The organism is Pseudomonas borbori (genome assembly GCF_900115555.1).
Lineage (GTDB): Bacteria > Pseudomonadota > Gammaproteobacteria > Pseudomonadales > Pseudomonadaceae > Aquipseudomonas > Aquipseudomonas borbori.
This window is the reverse complement of record NZ_FOWX01000009.1, coordinates 158,690-178,847: the sequence shown is the minus strand read 5'-3', so window position 1 is coordinate 178,847 and position 20,158 is coordinate 158,690. Positions and strand designations below refer to the sequence as shown.

At 65.5% G+C, this 20,158-nt stretch carries 18 protein-coding genes; 10 read left to right on the top strand and 8 right to left on the bottom strand.

From position 1 onward, the window contains the following. Window positions 1-419 precede the first annotated feature (419 nt). From rpoH to BM315_RS09225, 7 genes are all read right to left on the bottom strand, one after another. Window positions 420-1,274 (bottom strand): RNA polymerase sigma factor RpoH, encoded by an 855-nt coding sequence (gene rpoH / locus BM315_RS09255; protein WP_090500119.1) that lies wholly within the window; start codon window positions 1,272-1,274, stop codon window positions 420-422. A 112-nt stretch (window positions 1,275-1,386) separates the two neighbouring features. Then, complete coding sequence (ftsX, locus tag BM315_RS09250) at window positions 1,387-2,403, bottom strand: permease-like cell division protein FtsX (protein ID WP_090500117.1); 1,017 nt, start codon at window positions 2,401-2,403, stop codon at window positions 1,387-1,389. Next, window positions 2,403-3,071, bottom strand: coding sequence for a cell division ATP-binding protein FtsE (ftsE, locus tag BM315_RS09245; RefSeq protein ID WP_090500116.1), 669 nt, complete (start codon window positions 3,069-3,071; stop codon window positions 2,403-2,405). Before ftsE ends, ftsX begins: the two co-directional genes overlap by 1 nt. Further along, window positions 3,071-4,417: a signal recognition particle-docking protein FtsY gene (gene ftsY / locus BM315_RS09240; RefSeq protein ID WP_090500114.1), complete on the bottom strand. Its 1,347-nt coding sequence runs from the start codon at window positions 4,415-4,417 to the stop codon at window positions 3,071-3,073. Before ftsY ends, ftsE begins: the two co-directional genes overlap by 1 nt. Before the next feature lie 347 nt (window positions 4,418-4,764). After that, window positions 4,765-5,847 (bottom strand): polyamine ABC transporter substrate-binding protein, encoded by a 1,083-nt coding sequence (locus tag BM315_RS09235; RefSeq protein WP_090500146.1) that lies wholly within the window; start codon window positions 5,845-5,847, stop codon window positions 4,765-4,767. A 32-nt stretch (window positions 5,848-5,879) separates the two neighbouring features. Beyond that, a complete protein-coding gene (locus tag BM315_RS09230; protein ID WP_090500112.1) occupies window positions 5,880-6,626 on the bottom strand; it encodes a TorF family putative porin in 747 nt (248 codons plus the stop codon). Window positions 6,627-6,733: 107 nt separating this feature from the next. Then, complete coding sequence (locus BM315_RS09225; RefSeq protein WP_090500109.1) at window positions 6,734-8,500, bottom strand: amidohydrolase; 1,767 nt, start codon at window positions 8,498-8,500, stop codon at window positions 6,734-6,736. A 107-nt stretch (window positions 8,501-8,607) separates the two neighbouring features. Between BM315_RS09225 and BM315_RS09220 the strand changes: the two genes are divergently transcribed. From BM315_RS09220 to BM315_RS09200, 5 genes are all read left to right on the top strand, one after another. Continuing rightward, entirely contained in the window at window positions 8,608-9,555 is a 948-nt protein-coding gene (locus tag BM315_RS09220; RefSeq protein ID WP_090500107.1) for a LysR family transcriptional regulator, read from the top strand. A gap of 169 nt (window positions 9,556-9,724) precedes the next feature. Next, a complete protein-coding gene (locus BM315_RS09215; protein ID WP_090500105.1) occupies window positions 9,725-11,080 on the top strand; it encodes a M16 family metallopeptidase in 1,356 nt (451 codons plus the stop codon). Then, on the top strand, window positions 11,073-12,554 hold the full coding sequence (locus tag BM315_RS09210; RefSeq protein WP_244527279.1) for a M16 family metallopeptidase: 1,482 nt from the start codon (window positions 11,073-11,075) through the stop codon (window positions 12,552-12,554). The genes BM315_RS09215 and BM315_RS09210 overlap by 8 nt, the downstream gene beginning before the upstream one ends. Beyond that, entirely contained in the window at window positions 12,554-13,156 is a 603-nt protein-coding gene (gene rsmD / locus BM315_RS09205) for a 16S rRNA (guanine(966)-N(2))-methyltransferase RsmD (protein WP_090500100.1), read from the top strand. The genes BM315_RS09210 and rsmD overlap by 1 nt, the downstream gene beginning before the upstream one ends. Window positions 13,157-13,226: 70 nt before the next feature. After that, the gene (locus tag BM315_RS09200) at window positions 13,227-14,231 is read left to right on the top strand and encodes a hydrolase (protein ID WP_090500098.1); all 1,005 of its coding nucleotides are present in this window, start codon (window positions 13,227-13,229) and stop codon (window positions 14,229-14,231) included. Between the two features lie 118 nt (window positions 14,232-14,349). Here BM315_RS09200 and BM315_RS09195 read toward each other — a convergent pair whose 3' ends face one another. Further along, window positions 14,350-15,009 carry a TetR/AcrR family transcriptional regulator gene (locus BM315_RS09195; RefSeq protein ID WP_090500094.1) on the bottom strand — a complete coding sequence of 220 codons (660 nt, stop codon included), beginning with the start codon at window positions 15,007-15,009 and terminating at the stop codon, window positions 14,350-14,352. A gap of 202 nt (window positions 15,010-15,211) precedes the next feature. On the opposite strand from BM315_RS09195, the gene BM315_RS09190 reads away from it, so the two are divergent. The 5 genes from BM315_RS09190 to BM315_RS09170 all read left to right on the top strand — a co-directional run bounded on the left by BM315_RS09190 (window position 15,212) and on the right by BM315_RS09170 (window position 20,109). Next, the gene (locus BM315_RS09190; protein ID WP_090500092.1) at window positions 15,212-16,654 is read left to right on the top strand and encodes a coniferyl aldehyde dehydrogenase; all 1,443 of its coding nucleotides are present in this window, start codon (window positions 15,212-15,214) and stop codon (window positions 16,652-16,654) included. 27 nt (window positions 16,655-16,681) lie between these two features. Further along, on the top strand, window positions 16,682-17,227 hold the full coding sequence (locus tag BM315_RS09185) for a twin-arginine translocation pathway signal protein (protein ID WP_090500090.1): 546 nt from the start codon (window positions 16,682-16,684) through the stop codon (window positions 17,225-17,227). 239 nt (window positions 17,228-17,466) lie between these two features. Continuing rightward, window positions 17,467-19,062, top strand: coding sequence for a GMC family oxidoreductase (locus BM315_RS09180; RefSeq protein ID WP_090500088.1), 1,596 nt, complete (start codon window positions 17,467-17,469; stop codon window positions 19,060-19,062). Window positions 19,063-19,173: 111 nt separating this feature from the next. Further along, window positions 19,174-19,653, top strand: a complete 480-nt coding sequence (gene coaD, locus BM315_RS09175) for a pantetheine-phosphate adenylyltransferase (protein WP_090500086.1) — start codon at window positions 19,174-19,176, stop codon at window positions 19,651-19,653. Window positions 19,654-19,857: 204 nt separating this feature from the next. Next, entirely contained in the window at window positions 19,858-20,109 is a 252-nt protein-coding gene (locus BM315_RS09170; protein ID WP_090500084.1) for a YfhL family 4Fe-4S dicluster ferredoxin, read from the top strand. The last annotated feature ends 49 nt before the right edge of the window (window positions 20,110-20,158 follow it).

Here is a 20,158-nt window from a genome sequence, read left to right as displayed (position 1 = left end):
GACTTCTGCTCACCCATCCCGCCATCTTGCGATGCCGGTAGCCAATGGCAGGTGCACAGATCTCCCAAGGTAATTCGCGCGACCTTCCTGCTTATGCCTGTCGGATCTACGTCGCAGCGTTCCGTGCAAGTATCGGGCTTTGAAGATACTGGCCTTCTTACCCCGCTGCGCCGCCTCTATCCGCTTCCTGTTCGTCAGGCCAACATTTTGCCTTCGGCTTCCTTCAGATTCGCAGTCACCCACGACACCCTTGCCGTTCAGCTAACACTTCCCCTTGCCGGGTGTGTAGAGGACTTTCACCTCCAAGTCACCAGCGTGGCCACCACAGCCAAACTGGTTGCGCTTACGCACAACGCGCCATGCCTGGCGCACCAAAAAAAAGCCGCACCTGGGTGCGGCTTGTTCGGGCAGGGGGTTAACTACGCGGCGATCGAGCCCTTGAGCTTGTTCATCGCGCTTTTCTCCAGCTGGCGGATGCGCTCGGCGGAGACGTTGTACTTGGCGGCCAGCTCGTGCAGCGTGGCTTTTTCCTCGGCCAGCCAGCGCTGGTAGAGGATGTCGCGACTGCGCTCGTCGAGTCCGTCCAGGGCCTCATGCAGGTTGGCGGCGGAGCTGTCGCTCCAGTCCGAGGCCTCGAGCTGACGCGCCGGGTCGTAACGGTGATCTTCCAGGTACTGGGCGGGCGACTGGAAGGCGCTGTCGTCATCGGCATCGTTGGCCGGATCGAAGGCCATGTCATGGCCGGTCAGACGGCTTTCCATCTCGCGCACTTCGCGCGGCTCGACGCCCAGGCTTTCCGCCACGGCGTGCACTTCCTCGTTGTTCAGCCAGGCCAGACGCTTCTTCTGGCTGCGCAGGTTGAAGAACAGTTTGCGCTGCGCCTTGGTGGTGGCGACCTTGACGATGCGCCAGTTGCGCAGGATGAACTCGTGGATCTCGGCCCGGATCCAGTGCACGGCGAAGGACACCAGGCGCACACCCATTTCCGGGTTGAAACGCTTGACCGCCTTCATCAGGCCGACATTGCCTTCCTGGATCAGGTCGGCCTGGGCCAGGCCATAACCGGAATAGCTGCGGGCTATATGCACGACAAAGCGCAGATGGGCGAGCACCATTTGCCGAGCGGCTTCGAGGTCCTGCTGGTAATAGAGACTCTCGGCCAGCTCGCGTTCCTGCTCGGGGGTCAACAGCGGAATGCAGTTGACCGCATGCACGTAAGCCTCCAGGTTGGCGCCCGGGACTAAAGCATGAACAGGTTGCAAAGAAGTGGACATTGGATTCCTCCGACTCACGAATCGAGCGCAGTGTAACACTGAGCAATACGACTAGGAACGCTTCTACAAGTTCCCTTACACATAGTCAATATCAATAAAAACAATAACTTAGCTATCTAGGCTGTAATTCGTTGAGGTGCCGGGCCACCGCCAGCCAGGCGCCGATATAGCCTAGCAGCACCGCGCCGAGCAGCAAGGACAGGCCGTCGCCTGCCGGCACGCCGGCCAGGGCGAAGTCGCTGCCGTAGAGCCCGGCCAGGCGGATCACCGCGGCGTTCAGCCAGCCCAGGCCATAGGCCAGCAGCAGCCAGGCCAGCAGCCCGGCGCCCAAGCCATAGAGCGCGCCCATATAGAGGAAGGGCCGGCGCACATAGCTGTCGGTGCCGCCGACCAGCTTGATCACCTCGATCTCGGTACGCCGGTTCTCGATGTGCAGGCGGATGGTATTGCCGATCACCAGCAGCAGGGCCATCACCAGCAGCAGGCTCAGGCCGAAGACGAAACGGTCGCCCAGGTTGAGAATCGCCGTCAGCCGCTCGACCCAGAGCAGGTCGAGCTGTGCCTGCTGCACCTTGGGCAACTCGGCCAGCCGCAGGCGCAGGGCCTCCAGGGTGACCTTGTCGATTTCCCTGGGTGTCACCAGCACCACGCCCGGCAAGGGATTGTCCGGCAGCTCCTTGAGCGCCTCGCCCAGTCCCGACTGTTGCTGAAACTCGTCCAGGGCCTGTTCGCGGCTGATCCATTCGGCCTCGGCGACCTCGTCCATCGCGCCGATCTGCTCGCGCAACGCCTGGCCTTCGGCCTCGCTGGCGTCGATCTGGAGGAACAGGGAGATCTGCGCGGCGCGCTGCCAGGAACCGCCGAGACGCTCGACGTTGTCCAGCAGCAGGGCCAGGCCCATCGGCAAGCTCAGGGCCACGGCCATCACCAGGCAGGTGAAGAAGCTGCCGATCGGCTGCTTGGCCAGGCGGCGCAGGCTGTCGACCAGGCTGGCGCGGTGGCTCTCCAGCCAGGCGTCGAGCTGGCTGCGGAAGTCCGGTTCTTCGCTCGGGGTTTTTGCTTCGTGTTTTTTCGGCGCGGCGCCGACGCGTTGCGCCGGTTGCGGTGGCGGAATCCGGGTCGCACTCATCAGACCGCCTCCCCGTCGCCGATCAGGCGGCCGCGTTGCAGGGTCAGCATGCGGTGGCGCATGCGCGCGATCAGCGCCAGGTCGTGACTGGCGATCAGCACGCTGGTGCCGAGGCGGTTGATGTCCTCGAACACCCCCATGATCTCCGCGGCCAGGCGCGGATCGAGGTTGCCGGTCGGCTCATCGGCGAGCAGCAGGGCCGGGCGGTGCACCACCGCGCGGGCGATGCCGACGCGCTGCTGCTGGCCGGTGGACAGTTCACTGGGGAATTGCTCGGCCTTGTCCGCCAGCGACACCCGCTCGAGAGCGGCGCCGACGCGCTTGCCGATCTCCACCTTGGACAGGCCGAGGATCTGCAGCGGCAGGGCGACGTTGTCGAACACGCTGCGGTCGAACAGCAGCTGGTGGTTCTGGAACACCACGCCGATCTGCCGACGCAGAAAAGGAATCTGCGCATTGCTGATCTGCCCCAGGTCCTGGCCGGCCAGCAGCAGCTTGCCGCTGGTCGGCCGCTCCATCGCCAGCAGCAGGCGCAACAGGGTGCTCTTGCCGGCGCCGGAGTGGCCGGTAACGAACAGAAACTCGCCGCGGCGCACGCGAAAGCTCAACTCGTGCAGCCCGACGTGCCCGTTGGGGTAACGTTTACCGACCTGCTCGAACTTGATCATTACGCCTCCCTGGACTGGAACAGCGCCTGGACAAAGGCGTTGGCCTCGAAGGTGCGCAGATCGTCGATGCCTTCGCCGACGCCGATATAGCGGATCGGCAGGCCGAACTGCTTGGCCAGGGCGAAGATCACCCCGCCCTTGGCGGTACCGTCCAGCTTGGTCAGGACCAGCCCGGTCAAGTTCACCGTCTGGTTGAACTGCTTGGCCTGGTTGATCGCGTTCTGCCCGGTGCCGGCATCCAGCACCAGCAGCACCTCGTGGGGCGCGCTGTCGTCCAGCTTGCCGATGACCCGGCGGACCTTCTTCAGCTCTTCCATCAGGTTGTCTTTGGTGTGCAGACGCCCGGCCGTGTCGGCGATCAGCACATCCATGCCGCGGGCCCTGGCCGCCTGTACCGCATCGAAGATCACCGACGCCGAGTCGGCGCCGGTGTGCTGGGCGATTACCGGTATCCGGTTGCGCTCGCCCCACACCTGCAACTGCTCGACGGCGGCGGCGCGGAAGGTGTCGCCGGCGGCCAGCATGACCTTCTTGCCGTCCTGCTCCAGCTTTTTCGCCAGCTTGCCGATGGTGGTGGTCTTGCCGGCGCCGTTCACGCCGACCACCAGAATCACATAGGGCTGCTTGGTCGAATCCACACGTAGCGGCTGCTCGACCGGCTTGAGCAGCGCGGTCAGTTCGTCCTGCAACGCCTGGTACAGCGCGCCGCTGTCGGTCAGCTGCTTGCGCGCGACCTTCTGGGTCAGGCTCCGGATGATCAGGTTGGTGGCCTCGACGCCGACGTCGGCGGTGAGCAGGCGGGTCTCGATTTCCTCGAGCAGGTCGTCGTCGATCGCCTTCTTGCCGAGGAACAGGCTGGCCATGCCCTCGCCCAGGCTGGCGCTGGTCTTCGACAGGCCCAGCTTGAGGCGGGCGAACCAGCCGCCCTGGTTATCCCCCGGCTTGTTCTGCTCGACCTGCACTTCAGCCACCGGGGTCTCGACCACAATCGGCGCGGCCGGCACAGGCGGTTCGGGCTCAGGTACATGTATGACGGGATGCAGCACTTCACTGCCGGCATTGATGCGAAAGCGCGAAGGCCGCGGCGCCTGCTGCGGCTCGGGCGCAGACGCGGGCGCCGGTGCTGCGGGCTCGGCCGGTGGCGCCACCTGCTCGACCACCACTGCCGGAGCCTCGACGGTTTGCGCGGGCGGCGCTTCAGGAGCCGGGCTACTGGCCGGCTCCTGCGGCTTCTTGCGCAACCAGCCGAACAGGTCTTTCTTCTCCGCGGCTTTCTCGGCGGATGGCGGCACAACGGGCGTGGCGCCGGGTGCGGGGGTCTGCTTGTCGTCGTTGGAACCAAACATGGAGGACGGCTATCTCAAAGGTGCGACGCGCCAGTGGGCGGGTCTGGAACATTGGCTGCGCAGCAAAATATAAAGCTGAAGGAAGCGCACAGTAAAATTCAGACCAGCTACCAGACGTGGCCGCCGGTAAAGTCGGGTGGCCTCAGATCACTCCTGATCGAGAACTCCCAAGAACCGTGCGTGCGGCTTTGACCCAAGCCTGCATCAGGCCAGTCTTGCCGGCCGGCAACACACGGGAATTGCGCGCGACTTTACCACTATCAGCCGCCGTGGAGCAGGTCTATCTGTCGCTTGCGGCCGATAGCAGCGCGAGCGCCAGGCTGTGCACCGTCACGCCGCGGCGCGAATCAGCGGCCGGACTTGAGCTTGTTCCAGGAGCGGGTGATCCAGCGCATGATTTCAGGCGGTTGCTCCGAGGAGACATACAGCCGTTGCTGGACGGCAGCGGACGGGTAGACCGAGGGGTTCTGCCGGATCGCCTCATCCATCAGCGCATCGGCCTGGGCATTGGCGTTGGCGTAGCCGACATACTCGCTGACGTCGGCGATCACCTGCGGTTGCAGCAGGTAGTCGATAAAGACATGGGCCTGTTCGACGTTCTTCGCGTCGCTCGGGATGGTCAGCATGTCGAACCAGAGGTTGCCGCCCTCACGGGGCACCACGTACGCCAGCTCGATGCCGTTGCCCGCCTCTTCGGCACGGCTGATGGCCTGGAACACATCCCCCGAATAGCCGAAGGCGATGCAGATATTGCCGTTGGCCAGGTCGGAGATGTAGCGCGATGAGTGGAAGTAGGTGATGTGCGGGCGCAATGCCTGCAACTTGCGCTCGGCATCCTTGTAGTCCTTGATCCGCGTACTGTTGGGATCCAGCCCCAGGTAGTTGAGCATGGCCGGGTAGATTTCGTCGGCCGAGTCCATGAAGGAGACGCCGCATGCCTGCAACTTCGCCAGGTTCTCCGGCTCGAACAGCACGCCCCACGACTCGATCCGCTCGATACCCAGCACCTCGCGGACCTTCGCCACGTTGTAGCCGATGCCGTTGGTGCCCCACAGGTAGGGCACGGCGTACTGGTTGCCCGGGTCGTTGGCCTGCAGGCGCTCGAGCAGCTGCGGGTCGAGGTTGTTCCAGTGCGGCAGGCGCGCCCGGTCCAGCTTCTGGAACACCCCGGCCCTGATCTGCCGGCCGAGGAAGTGGTTGCTCGGCACCACCACGTCGTAGCCGGAATTGCCGGCCAACAGCTTGCCCTCGAGGGTTTCGTTGGAATCGAACACGTCGTAGACCGGCTTGATGCCGCTGGCCTGCTGGAACTCGGCGAGGGTGTCCTCGGCGATGTAATCGGTCCAGTTGTAGATATTGACGACGTCTTGCGCCGCCGCCTGGTCCGCCAGCAGCAGACCGACTGCGGTGAACAGAGCAGGGAATTTCATGGCGTTCATGATTCTGTCCTTGCGTGCGGGTATCAGAAGGTCTTTTTCGCGCTGGCGACCAGGGTGGCGGCGCAGAGGTCGTCGTAACCGCTGAAACTCAGGCACTCGGCATCCGACAGGTCGGTATCGACATAGCTCAGGCCCCAGGTCACGCCGAGCATGTCCCGCTGCAGGCCGAGGCTCCAGTTGTTGTAGTCCTCCTCGCCGTGGCTCCAGTCCTTGTTGAAGAACACCTTGTCCTTGTAGTCGACGTTCTCGAACCTCAGCTCCAGGCCGATATCCAGCGGCAACAGGGTGCGGTAGCCGGCGTACAGGCTGGCGCTGCTCTCGTCGGTGTCATCGGAGTGCTTGCCGCCGACGAAGAAGCCGTAGGCATCCAGGGTCAGGTAGACGTCGGCACCGTTGAACTGACTCTCGCCCGGGTAGCTGTACCTGTTGTAGTAGGCATCCAGACTGACGGCGTCGCTGATCTGCCAGTAGTAGCCGGCGTAGTAGTCGACTTCCTGACGGGTGCCGTAGTGGTCGTCCTTTTCCCAGTCATGGCCGTAGTCGACGTTGCTGGTCCAGACGCCGGCGTACAGGCCGCTGGCATGGGTCAGCATCAGGTCCAGCTGCGCAGCGGGGTCGCCCAGGGTTTGCGAGATGCCGCTGGAGCGGTAGTCGCTGAGCACTTGCGGGGTGATCGCCAAGGAGAACTGCTCGCTCAGTTCGATGGCCTGCAGATTGCCGAACGGAGCCAGGGCCAGGCTGGCCAGAAAGAACGCGGCTGAAGGGCGCATGGAATTTCCTTGTTGTTATAGGGTGACGCTTAAGGCTGCGCCCGGCCCCAGCCGCAACGGGGAGCAGCTACGGCTGGACGGGGCAGCAAGGTTGCTCGGGGGGAGGCTTATTGCGCCTGCGCGACCGTCTTGCCCGGCTCGGCGCTGTACACCAACTGGCCGGCGAAGAAGGCCTGCAGCACCCGGGTGTCGAACAGTTGCTCGTCGCTGACCTCGAACACGTCGCGGTCCAGCACGATCAGATCGGCCTGCTTGCCCGGTGCCAGGGAACCGATCCGGCCGTCCAGGCGCAGGGCCTTGGCCGCATTGAGGGTGTAGGCCTGGAACATGGTCTGCCGGTCGATGCTTTCCTTGGCGTTGAGCACCCCGAGCGGCCCCTTGCGGGTGCTGGCCTGGGCGATGGCATTCCACGGATTGGGACTGGACACCGGCCAGTCGCTGGCGCCGGCGATGGTCGCCCCCGCCTGGTGCAGCGAGCGCGCCGGGTACTGGTAGTGGTAGGCGGCGGCGCTGACGTAGGGTTTGACCAGCTCTTCGGTATAGCTCTCGGCGGTGGCCCAGAGCAGTTGCATGGAGGCAATCACGCCGAGCTGCCGGAAGCGCGGGAATTCCTTGGGATTGACCATCTGCAGGTGGCTGATGCTGTGCGGCACCGGCGTCGGCTCGAGCTGGCGCGCCGCCTCGAAGCCGTTCAGCGCTTCACGCACCGCGCGGTCGCCCACCGCATGCACATGCACGATCCAGTCACGCCGTTCGGCCGCCGCCACCAGCTCGCCGAAGCTGGCCGGGTCGATCAGCAGCTCGCCGCGCTTGAGGCTGTTGGTGAACGGGTCGAGCACCGCAGCGGTCTGGCCGGGAAACTCCATCACCCCATCGGCGAAGATCTTGATCCCCGGGAAGCTCAGGTTGGGCACGCCCTGGAACTGGCGCATGACCTTGTCCAGTACCTGCAGGTCGGCCGGCCGGCTTTGCGGGTGAGTGACCAGCAGCGCGGCGACGTGGGCGCTGAGTTCACCCTGCTCGGCCAGTGCGCGGTACAGCGGCAGCACGCCCAGGCTCTGCTCGGTGGGGCGCAGTTCGAACAGGCTGTCACCGTCACCGGCATTGGCCGCCGCATCCATCCAGGCGGTAACCCCGACCCGGTTGTTGACCTTCACCGCCTCGCGGGCGGCGTCGAGCATCTCGGCTTCGCTGGGGGCGGGATACTGACTGCGCACCCGGTCCCAACCGCTTTCCGCCAGATAGCCGGTGGGGTTGAAGTCGCCATCGTGAGCGATAAAGCCGCGCTCCTTGTCCGACAGGCCACGCACCAGCTCGGCATCGATGTTCAGGCGCCTGAGCATGGCCGCGTTGGCCCAGCCGGTGTGGCCGTCGATGCCGTCCAGCACCAGTGGCAGCTCGAGCCAACGGCCCTGGTTGAAGATCTTGCCCAGCCCGGCGCTCTGCTCCCAGTAAGCCGAACTGACCCCGGAAATCACGATCAGGTCGCCCATGCGCGCGGTGCCGGCCCGATCCTGTTCGAGGATCCACTGCTCCAGCGCGTCCAGCGCCAGCACCTCGTCATACAGGTTGGCCCGCAGGCTGGCCATGGCGCCCATGATCGGGTGGCTGTGGCTGTCGATCATGCCCGGCATCAGCACCTTGCCGGCCAGGTCGATCAGTTGCGTATCGGCGTCGGCCAGGGCCTTCACCTCGGCATCACTGCCGACTCTGAGGATCTTGCCATTGGCCACCGCCACCGCCTGAACCAGGGGCTGGCCGGGTTCGGCGGTGAACACCTTGCCGTTGAACAACAGCAGATCGGCGGCGGCCATGGCTTCCATCGAGGAAAAAGTCAGCACCCCGGCCAACAGGCTTGGAATTAATCGTTGCATCGCAGCAGCCTCTGGTTTTTATTGGTCTGGCCACGAGACTAGCGGCGGATATACAGCGGCAGAACACCGCTATCGAGCAAAACATTTTTGCCACACAGGAAAAACCCATGGACAAACTCAGCGCCCTGAGCATGTTTGTCGCCACCGCCGAGCACGGCAGCTTCAGCCGGGCGGCCGAACAGCTGGGCAAGACGCCTTCGGCCCTGACCAAGGCGGTCAGCCATCTGGAAGCTGAACTGGGCGCGCAACTATTCGAGCGCAGCACCCGGCGCACCGCGCTGACCGAGGCCGGCCGGCTGTATCTGGACACCGCCCGCCAGGTGCTGCAGCGCCTGCATGACGCCGGCGAGGAGATCGGCCAGCTCAAGCACGGCCTGCACGGCAACCTCAGGCTGACCGCGCCACTGGCATTTGGCCGGGCGTTTCTCGATGAAGCCTGCGCCGGTTTTCTCGCCGAACATCCACAGATCCGCCTGCGTGTGGACCTGTGCGACGCCTTCATCGACCTGGCCGAGGGCGGCTATGACCTGGCTTTGCGCGAGGGCCGCAGCGACCTGCCGGGGCTGATCGCCAAACCGCTGGGGCGCAACCAGATCGTGCTGTGCGCCAGTCCGGCCTACCTGGCGGCCAACCCGACGCCGGTCAGCCCGACGACCTTCGCGCGCCACCAGTGGCTGATCTACCACCACCCGGCACTGGATCAGAGCTACTGGTGGCTGGCGCACAACGGCGTACGCCTGCGCATGGCCAGGCCGCAGGCGCGCCTGGAGAGCGACAACTACGACCTGCTGCTGGCCAACACCCTGCTCGGTGCAGGCCTGCACGCCTGCCCGTTGTGGAGCGTCAAACCCTACCTGGAGACCGGCCAATTGCTCCGGGTGATGGCCGACTACGACTTCGACCCGGACGCCTTCGGCCCGCTGATCCTCGCCGTCTACCCCAGCCATCGCCGGGCCACGCGCAAGGTGCAGGCCCTTATCGACTACCTGGCGGCTTTCTGTGCCAGCTGTGGCTTTGGCCTGGAAGCGAGCCCCGAACGACAGATTTCGCCATAGATGCGCGCTCCCGGAGCAAGGAACGACGGCAGGCCTGCGGAGTCTCAAGGTTCTGTTAATAGCCGCTTGCCGCTAGAATCCCTCGACTACTCCAAGCCCAAGGTTCTCCTGCAGCTTGTCAGCGACATACCCGGCGACGCACGCAGCCCATCACGGTGACCTCATTCCCATGCACATGATCCTTCTACGCGCCGCAATCCTGTTGCTCGCCACCATCGGCCTGCCGCTGCTGGCTACGGCCGCGGAGCCCCAGCCGACCCATGAATTCAGCCTGGACAACGGCCTCAAGGTCATCGTCCGCGAGGATCACCGCGCGCCGGTGGTGGTCTCCCAACTCTGGTACAGGGTCGGCTCCAGCTACGAGACGCCCGGCCAGACCGGCCTGTCCCACGCCCTCGAGCACATGATGTTCAAGGGCAGCCGCAAGCTCGGCCCCGGTGAAGCCTCGCGCATCCTGCGCGAGCTGGGCGCCGAGGAGAACGCCTTCACCAGCGACGACTACACCGCCTATTACCAGGTGCTGGCCCGCGACCGCCTGGCCGTGGCCCTGGAGCTGGAAGCTGATCGCCTGGCCAGCCTCAAGCTGCCGGCCGAGGAATTCGCCCGCGAGATCGAGGTGATCAAGGAAGAGCGGCGCCTGCGCACCGACGACAAACCCGCGAACCTGGCCTACGAACGCTTCAAGGCCATGGCCTTCCCCGCCAGCGGTTACCACACCCCGACCATCGGCTGGATGGCCGACCTCGAGCGCATGACCGTCGAGGAACTGCGCGCCTGGTATCAAGCCTGGTACGCGCCGAACAACGCCACCCTGGTGGTGGTCGGCGATGTCAGCGCCAGCGAGGTCAAGGTACTGGCCGAACGCTATTTTGGCGACATCCCCAAGCGCGCCGTACCACCGACGAAAGCCCCGCGCGAACTGGCTGCACCGGGCGAACGGCGGATCACCCTGCACCTGAAAACCCAGCTGCCGAGCCTGATGCTGGGCTTCAACGTACCGGGCCTGGCCACCGCCGAGCAGCCGCGCCAGGTGCATGCCTTGCGCCTGATCGCCACCCTGCTCGATGGCGGCTACAGCGCCCGCCTGCCGACGCGCCTGGAGCGTGGCGAGGAACTGGTCTCCGGAGCTTCCGCCTGGTACGACGCCCACCCGCGCGGCGACAGCCTGTTCGTGCTGTCCGCCACGCCCAATGTGCAAACCGGCAAGACCCTGGCGCAAGCCGAAGCCGGCCTGTGGCGCGAGCTGCAGGACCTGCAGCAGAACCCGCCCTCTGCCGAGGAGCTGGCCCGGGTACGCGCCCAGGTCATCGCCGGCCTGGTCTATGAGCGCGACTCGATCACCAGCCAGGCCACCGCCATCGGCCAACTGGAGACCGTCGGCCTGTCCTGGACGCTGATGGACCAGGAGCTGGCCGAGCTGGAAGCGGTCACCCCGGCCGATATCCAGAGCGCAGCGAAAACCTTCTTTACCCGCGACCGCCTGAGCGTCGCCCATGTCCTACCCGAGGAGAAGCATGATGAGTGAGCGCAATGGTTTGCGCTACGGCCTGCTCGGCCTGGCGGTACTGATATTGCTGGCGCTGCTGCTGCTGGTGGTCAGGCGCCCGGACGCCCCCGCCACACAAGCTGTGCCGGCGGACAGCGCGAAGATCGAGTCGCTCACCGAAATCAACGGCCAGGCGCCGAGCCGGCGCAATCTGGAGATCCAGACCTGGCAAACCGCCGAGGGCGCCAAGGTGCTGTTCGTCGAGGCACGCGAGTTGCCAATGCTCGACCTGCGCCTGACGTTCGCTGCCGGCAGCAGCCAGGATGACGGCGTACAAGGGCTGGCCATGCTGACCAACGCCATGCTCAACGAAGGTGTGCCGGGCAAGGACGTCGGCGCCATCGCCGCCGGTTTCGAAAGCCTGGGCGCCGAGTTCGGCAATGGCGCCTACCGCGACATGGCGGTGGCCAGCCTGCGCAGCCTCAGTGCAGCGGATAAACGCGAGCCGGCCCTGCAGCTGTTCAACCAGGTGATCGGCCAGCCGACTTTTCCCGAAGACGCCCTGGCACGGATCAAGAACCAGCTGCTGGCCGGCTTCGAATACCAGAAGCAGAACCCCGGCAAACTGGCCAGCCTGCAACTGTTCGAGCGGCTCTATGGCGAGCACCCCTACGCCCACCCCAGTGAAGGCAATGAAGGCTCCGTCCCGACAATTAGCCGCGAGCAGCTGCAAGCCTTCCATGCCAAGGCCTACGCCGCCGGCAACGCGGTGATCGCGCTGGTCGGCGACCTCTCGCGGGCCGAAGCCGAAGCACTCACGGCAGAGGTTTCCGCCGCACTGCCAGCAGGCCCGGCCCTGCCCATCATCGCCCAGCCCGACGTGCCGCAGGCCGGCGCCAGCCATATCGAGTTCCCGTCCAACCAGACCCACCTGATGATCGCCCAGCTCGGCATCGACAGGCGCGATCCGGACTACGCCGCCCTCTTTCTGGGCAATCAGATCTTCGGCGGCGGCGGCTTCGGCACCCGCCTGATGAGCGAGGTGCGCGAAAAGCGCGGCCTGACCTACGGCGTCTACTCCGGCTTCAGCGCCATGCAGGTGCGCGGCCCGTTCATGATCAACCTGCAGACCCGCGCCGAACTCAGCGCCGGCACCCTGCAACTGATCAAGGACCTGCTGCGCGACTACCTGGCCAGCGGCCCGACCCAGGAGGAACTGGACAATGCCAAGCGCGAGCTGGCCGGCAGCTTCCCGCTGTCCACCGCGAGCAACGCCGCGATCGTCGGCCAGCTCGGCTCCATGGGCTTCTACGACCTGCCCCTGAGCCACCTGGAAGACTTCATGCGCGAGGTGCAGGCCCTCGGCGTCGAGCAGGTCAAGGCCGCCATGGCCAAGCACCTCGACCCGGAGGCCCTGGTCATCGTCAGCGCCGGGCCGACGGTGGCGCAGCAGGAGCTGCCGCCGCCCAGCGACAAACCCGTCGAACAACCTTCTGCCGTACCGGAGCACTGATGCGCAAGCCCAACAAAGCGGCAACGGCCCACGGCGGCGACGGCCAACTGCGGATCATCGGCGGGCAATGGCGTTCGCGCCAGTTCAACTTCCCCATGGCCGCCGGCCTGCGCCCCACGCCCAACCGCGTGCGCGAGACCCTGTTCAACTGGCTGGCGCCCTACGTCGAGGGCGCCAGGGTACTCGACCTGTTCGCCGGCAGCGGCGCGCTGTTCCTCGAGGCGCTGTCGCGCGGCGCCGGCAGCGCCCTGGCCCTGGACCTCAACCCCGGCGCCATCGCCAGCCTGCGCAGCCACCTGCTGACCCTGCACTGCGACAACGGCCAGTTGCTGCAAAGCGATGCTCTGGTCTACCTGCAGAGCCAGGCCGCCACACCGTTCGACCTGGTGTTTCTCGACCCGCCGTTCAGCCAGAATCTGCTCCTGCCGGCCTGCAACCTGCTGGAGCAACACGGCTGGCTGGCCGCGGATGCCTGGGTCTACACGGAAAGCGAAAACCCGCCCTCAGGCCTCGGCCTGCCCGGCAACTGGCGCCTGCACCGCGAACAGAAGGCCGGCCAGGTGTATTACGCGCTGTGGCAGCGCAGCGCGCAGACCGGCTGAGGCACCGCCCATTCATCCATCCGGCCAGCCGGGTGGATGAAAACGGCGGCGATTGGTCTTGAATACATCTATGACCCCGCCCTTCAAACCCGCCTGGTGGTTGCCCGGCCCGCACCTGCAGACCCTGTGGACTTCGCTGTGCCGCAAGCCGCCGCAACTGCAGCGCCGACGCGAGCGCCTGTGGCTTGCGGACGGCGACTTTCTCGACCTCGACTGGCACGGCCCGCATGATGCCGAGGCGTCCCTGGTGCTGGTGCTGCACGGCCTGACCGGTTCGTCCGACTCGCACTATGTGCTCGGCCTGCAGCAGGCCCTGGCCACACGCGGCTGGGCCAGCGTGGCGTTGAACTGGCGCGGCTGCTCGGGCGAACCCAACCTGCTGGCGCGCGGCTACCACTCCGGCGCCAGCGACGACCTGGCCGAGACGGTGCGCCACCTGCGCGCACAACGGCCGCTGACCCCGCTGTATGTCGTCGGCTATTCCCTGGGCGGCAACGTGCTGCTCAAGTACCTCGGCGAAACCGGCGGCGACAGCCAGATACAGGGCGCCGCGGCGGTGTCGGTACCGTTTCGCCTGGACCAGAGCGCGGATCGTCTCGGCCTGGGCTTCTCGCGGATCTATCAGGCGCATTTCATGAACCAGATGGTCGCCTACGTGAAGACCAAGCAGCGCCTGTTCGCCCATAAAGGCATGGCCGACCGCCTGGCCACCCTGGAAAACCTCGGACCGCTGGAAGGCATGCGCACCTTCTGGGACTTCGACGGCCGCTTCACCGCGCCGCTGCACGGTTTCAGCGATGCCCAGGACTACTACAAGCGCTCCTCCAGCCGCTATTTCCTCGGCCGCATCGCGACCCCGACCCTGATCATCCAGGCCGCCGACGACCCCTTCGTGTTCCGCCACAGCCTGCCGGAACCCGCCGAACTGTCACCGCACATCGAGTTCGAGCTGCACACCCACGGCGGCCATGTCGGCTTCATCGACGGCTCGCTGCGCCAGCCCGGCTATTACCTGGAACGGCGGATTCCGCAGTGGCTGGCAGCGCAGACGCCGGCTGACGCAGGCAATCCGTAGGATGGACAACGCGCAGCTGCCCACCATTAGCAGGGGGTGTAATGACTCATCACCTACCCGATCCAGCTGCCGAGTGGTGGAAAACGCTTCGCGGTTTCCACCACTCGGCCATTACGCTTCAGATCACCTGCTCCAGCGGCACATGTAGTTTCCAATACAAGGCCTCCACCGCCTCGCGCGCCGGCGGCGCGATATAGCCACCCTCCAGCACCAGCACCTGGTAGATGCCGCGGCGCAACATCGCTTCGCTGAGCTCGCCGGGCTGGCCGCTGGTCGTACAGAGGAAGCGCACCCAGGAGGTCATGATGATCCAGGCATTGAGCGTCAGCGCCTCGATCTGCGCCGGGTTCATCAACAGGATGCCGGCCTCGACGAAGCCCTGGTAGATGTCTTGCGCACCCTGCAGGCAGCGCCGGGCGAACAGCCGGTAACGCCCGGCCAGCTCGGCATCGCTGTCGAGCAGGTGCTCCAGGTCTCGGTGCAGGAAGCGGTAGTGCCACATGGCCGCGAGCAGCGCCTCCAGGTAGAAGGTCTTGTCGTCTATGGTCAGCGGCCGCTCGGGCGGCAGGCGCAGGAAGCCGTCGACATGGCCTTCGTACTGGCCGAACAGCTCGGCGATGATCGCCTGCTTGTTGCGGAAGTGGTAGTAGAGGTTGCCCGGCGAAATGCCCAGGTGCGCGGCGATGTGGTTGGTGGTGACGCTGCGCTCGCCCTGGGCGTTGAACAGCTCGAGGCTGGCCTGGATGATGCGCTCGCGGGTTTTCGGTGGAATGGCCATGACTGCTCGATCTCGACTCAAAAGCCCGGCAAAGGTACAGGCTGAAGCGCCTGCGGCGCTAGCCGCATGGCCGCACGCCAAGCCTTCAATCCTCATCTCATTTGACATATTAGAGTAATTGCTCTAAAAATCCAGCACACCTTTTCGCAGCACCCGCACCGCACGGGCAGGACTGCAACGCTGGAACATCGAGGAAATCGCCATGCCCGCCGACACCGCCCACCTGGAGCAGAGCCTGCAACACGGCCAGGACCAAATCAGCCAGCTGGAAACCAGCTTCGCCCTGCAGCGCGCGGCCTTCCAGGCCAACCCCATGCCGCCCGCTGAGCAACGCCTGCAGTGGCTCAAGGTCCTGAGCGAGCTGCTGAGCGCCGAGCGCGAAGCGCTGATCCAGGCGATTTCCCGGGACTTCAGCAACCGCTCAGCCGACGAAACCCTGATCGCCGAACTGATGCCCAGCCTGCACGGCATCCATTACGCGGCCAAACGCCTGAAGCAGTGGATGAAGCCCTCGCGGCGCAACGTCGGCCTGCAGTTCATGCCCGCCTCGGCCAAGGTGATCTACCAGCCGCTGGGCGTAGTCGGGGTCATAGTGCCGTGGAACTACCCGCTGTTCCTCGCCATCGGCCCGCTGGTCGGCGCGCTGGCGGCCGGCAACCGGGTGATGATCAAGATGAGCGAATCCACCCCGGCCACCTCGCAGCTGCTCAAGGAGCTGCTGGCCAAGGTGTTCCCCGAGGATCTGGTGGCCGTGGTGCTGGGCGAAGCGGAAGTCGGCATGGCCTTCTCCAGGCTGCCGTTCGACCACCTGCTGTTCACCGGCGCCACCAGCATCGGCAAACAGGTGATGCGCGCCGCCGCCGAGAACCTGACCCCGGTAACCCTGGAATTGGGCGGCAAGTCGCCGGCCATCGTCTCCGCCGATGTGCCGCTGAGCGATGCCGCCGAGCGCATCGCCTTCGGCAAGACCATGAATGCCGGGCAGACCTGCGTGGCGCCGGACTACGTGCTGGTGCCGAAAGACCGCGTGGAGGGTTTCGTCGAGGCCTACCGCCAGGCCGTGCTGAACTTCTACCCGCAACTGGCGGACAACCCCGACTACACCGCGATCATCAACGAGCGCCAGCAGCAGCGCCTCAACGGCTACCTGCAGGACGCCGAGAGCAAGGGCGCGACCATCATCGCGCTGTACCCCGAGGCCCAGGGTCGGCGCATGCCGCACGCTGTGCTGCTGAATGTCGCGGACGAGATGACGGTCATGCAGGATGAGATCTTCGGCCCGCTGCTGCCGATCGTGCCCTACGACAAGCTGGAAGATGCCTTCGCCTATATCAACCGGCGCGCCCGGCCGCTGGCGCTGTACTACTTCGGTTACGACAAACGCGAGCAGCAGCGCGTGCTGGATGAAACCCACTCCGGCGGTGTGTGCCTCAACGACACTCTGCTGCACGTGGCCCAGGACGACCTGCCGTTCGGCGGCATCGGCCCGTCCGGCATGGGCCATTATCACGGCCACGAGGGTTTCCTGACCTTCAGCAAGGCCAAGGGCGTGCTGATCAAGCAGCGCTTCAACGCCGCCAAGCTGATCTACCCGCCCTATGGCAAGACCCTGCACAAGCTGGTCTACAAGCTGTTCGTGCGCTAAACATCCCTGTCTTGGTGATAACGATAAATGCACAACACCACGCTTGATTCGTCACAACTGTCACGCCGTGGCCTGCTCAAGGTCGGCCTGTTCGGCTCGGCCCTGCTCGCCGGCGCCGGGCTGGCCGCCAGCCTCAGCGGCTGCTCGGCCAGCAGCCCAAAAGCCGGCTTTGCCGTGCTGCGCGAGTCCGACCTACCCTTCCTGCGGGCATTGATCCCGGTCATGCTCGCAGGCGCGGTACAGCCTGCGCAGATGGCCGGGGCGGTTCACGGCACCCTGGAAAGCCTGGACTACAGCCTTAATCATGTCTCGCCGGAAATGCGGGGGCTCACCGTACAGCTGTTCGATGTACTGGCCCTGCCGCTCACCCGCGGGCCGTTGACCGGCATCTGGAGCAGCTGGCAGCACGCCTCGGCGGCCGATGTGCGGGCCTTTCTCGAACGCTGGCAGAACAGCTCCATCGGCCTGTTGCAGATGGGCCATGCCTCGCTGCTGCAACTGGTGATGATGAGCTGGTACGGCCGCGCGGAGTCATGGGCCCACTGCGGTTACCCCGGGCCACCAACGGTCTGACGGCTGGCTGCGCGTCGGCCGGTGCCAGGACCGCCATGCGTAGGGTGCGCCGCGCGCACCGACTGAGGGTAATTCTGGTGCGCACGGCGCACCCTACGGGCACAGCCCATTCCACCCTCAGTGGCGATAGCCGAACCCAACAGGCCATGGGGACACCGTTACAAGGAACCGATGGGTTAAGTGCAGCGCTACCCATTACCCAGCCGCCAAGCCGGCCAGAACAAGAAAGAGAGCCCGCAATGCCCGTACCCGACATGTTCAAGCAAGGCCTGGCCCGCGGCTGGAAAACCCATGACGGCTCGCGCCTGGACCACGACCTGACCCTGCAAGCCGATGTCGCCATCGTCGGCAGCGGCGCGGGCGGCGGCACCACGGCGGAGATCCTCAGCGCCGCCGGTTTCAAGGTGCTGCTGATCGAGGAAGGCCCGCTGAAGACCAGCGACGACTTCAAGATGCTCGAGGCCGAGTCCTACGCCAGTCTCTATCAGGAAGGCATCGGCCGCATAAGCAAGGACGGCGCCATCACCATCATGCAGGGCCGCGCGGTGGGCGGCACCACCCTGATCAACTGGACCTCGAGCTTCCGTACCCCCGAGCAGACCCTGCAGCACTGGGCCAGCGAGCACGGCGTCATCGGCCACAGCCCCGAAGACATGGCGCCCTGGTTCGAGCGCATGGAGCAGCGCCTGGGCGTCGCGCCCTGGGCCGTGCCGCCCAACGCCAACAACCAGGTGATCCGCAGCGGCTGCGACAAGCTCGGCTACAGCTCCAAGGTGATCCCGCGCAACGTGCGCGGCTGCTGGAACCTCGGCTATTGCGGCCTGGGCTGCCCGACCAACGCCAAGCAGTCGATGCTGGTCACGACCATTCCGGCGACCCTGGAAAAAGGCGGCGAGCTGCTGTATCTGGCACGCGCCGAGCGTCTGCTGATCGACGGCGAGCGGGTCAGCGGCATCGAATGCCTGGGTATGGACGAACGCAGCGTGGCGCCCAACGGGCGCAAGATCCGGGTCAAGGCCAAGCACTATGTATTGGCGGGCGGCGGCATCAACACCCCTGGCCTGCTGCTGCGCTCGAACGCCCCCGATCCGCACCGGCGCAGCGGCAAGCGCACTTACCTGCACCTGGTGAACTTCTCCGCCGCGCAGTTCGAGCAGGTGATCAACCCCTTCTACGGCGCGCCGCAGTCGATCTACTCCGATCATTTCCAGTGGGACGACGGCACCACCGGGCGCCTGTCCTACAAGCTGGAAGTGCCGCCGCTGCAGCCGGCCCTGACCGCCACCCTGCTCGGCCGCTTCGGCATCGATAACGCCCTGCGCATGGAGCAGCTGCCGCATACCAACGTGATGCTGGCCCTGCTGCGCGACGGCTTCCACCCGCACAGCGCCGAGGGCAAGGTCGAACTGCGTGGCGACGGCAGTCCGGTGCTCGACTACCAAATGACCGATTACACCTGGGACGGTGTGCGCCGGGCCTTCCACAGCATGGCCGAGATCCAGTTCGCCGCCGGGGCCAAGGCGGTGTTGCCGCTGCATGCCGACGCCGGTTACGTGAAAACCCTGGGCGAGGCCAGGCGCCTGATCGACGGCCTCGGCCTGGAAATCTATCGCACCCGCCTGGGCAGCGCCCACGTGATGGGCGGCTGCGCCATGGGCGAAGACCCGCGCCAGGCGGTCTGCGACAGCCTCGGCCGCCACCACCAGCTGGAGAACCTGTCGATTCACGACGGCTCGCTGTTCCCCACCAGCATCGGTGCCAACCCGCAATTGTCGATCTACGGCCTGACCGCGAAGCTGGCTACCAAGCTGGCCGAACGCCTCAAGAACGCCTGATAGCGGCGCCTTGACGGGCGCCGGAAAGCCCGCCGTTGCAACGCCTGACTTGGCCGAGGTGCGGCGCTGCGCTACCATCCGCTTCCCCAACGGACTCGCCAGGACGTCACGATGAATCGAGTGTTATACCCGGGCACCTTCGACCCCATCACCAAGGGCCATGGCGATCTGGTCGAACGCGCCGCGCGTCTGTTCGACAGCGTCATCATCGCGGTGGCCGCCAGTCCGAAGAAGAACCCGCTGTTCCCCCTCGAGCAACGGGTCGCACTGGCCCGCGAGGTGACCAAGCACCTGCCGAATGTCGAGGTGATGGGTTTCTCCACCCTGCTCGCGCACTTCGCCAAGGAGCAAGGCGCTAATGTGTTCTTGCGCGGCCTGCGCGCGGTCTCGGACTTTGAATACGAGTTCCAGCTGGCCAACATGAACCGCCAACTGGCGCCGAACGTGGAAAGCCTGTTTCTCACTCCGTCGGAAAAATACTCCTATATCTCCTCGACCCTGGTGCGCGAGATCGCCGCGCTCGGCGGCGATATCTGCAAATTCGTCCACCCTGCCGTGGCCGACGCCCTGAACGAGCGCTTCAAGCGCTGAGCGCCCCCTGTGGGAGCCGCGGGGGCGCCTAGCCCATGCGTGCGATCGGTATCGCGAGCAGCGCCGGTTCGCAGGCATGGCCTGCTCCTACAGCCGCCCACACATGGCGCCCGTCTCAACAATCCGGCACAATTCGCCCATCGCTGTCTGCCATTGTTGTCTGAGAATGTCGTTGCCGAAGGCTGCGACAGGAGCGTTTAGCCCATGTCCCTGATCATCACCGACGACTGCATCAACTGCGACGTCTGCGAACCCGAGTGCCCGAACGGCGCGATCTCCCAGGGTGAAGAGATCTACGTGATCGACCCCAACCTGTGCACCGAGTGCGTCGGCCACTACGACGAGCCGCAGTGCCAGCAAGTCTGCCCCGTGGATTGCATTCCGCTCGACGCGAACCATGTCGAGAGCAAGGACGAGCTGATGGAGAAGTACCTGATCATCACCGGCAAGGCCTGAAAGGCGCCTTTCACGGACCGACCGGCCAATCGCTGCTAAGCTTCGGCTT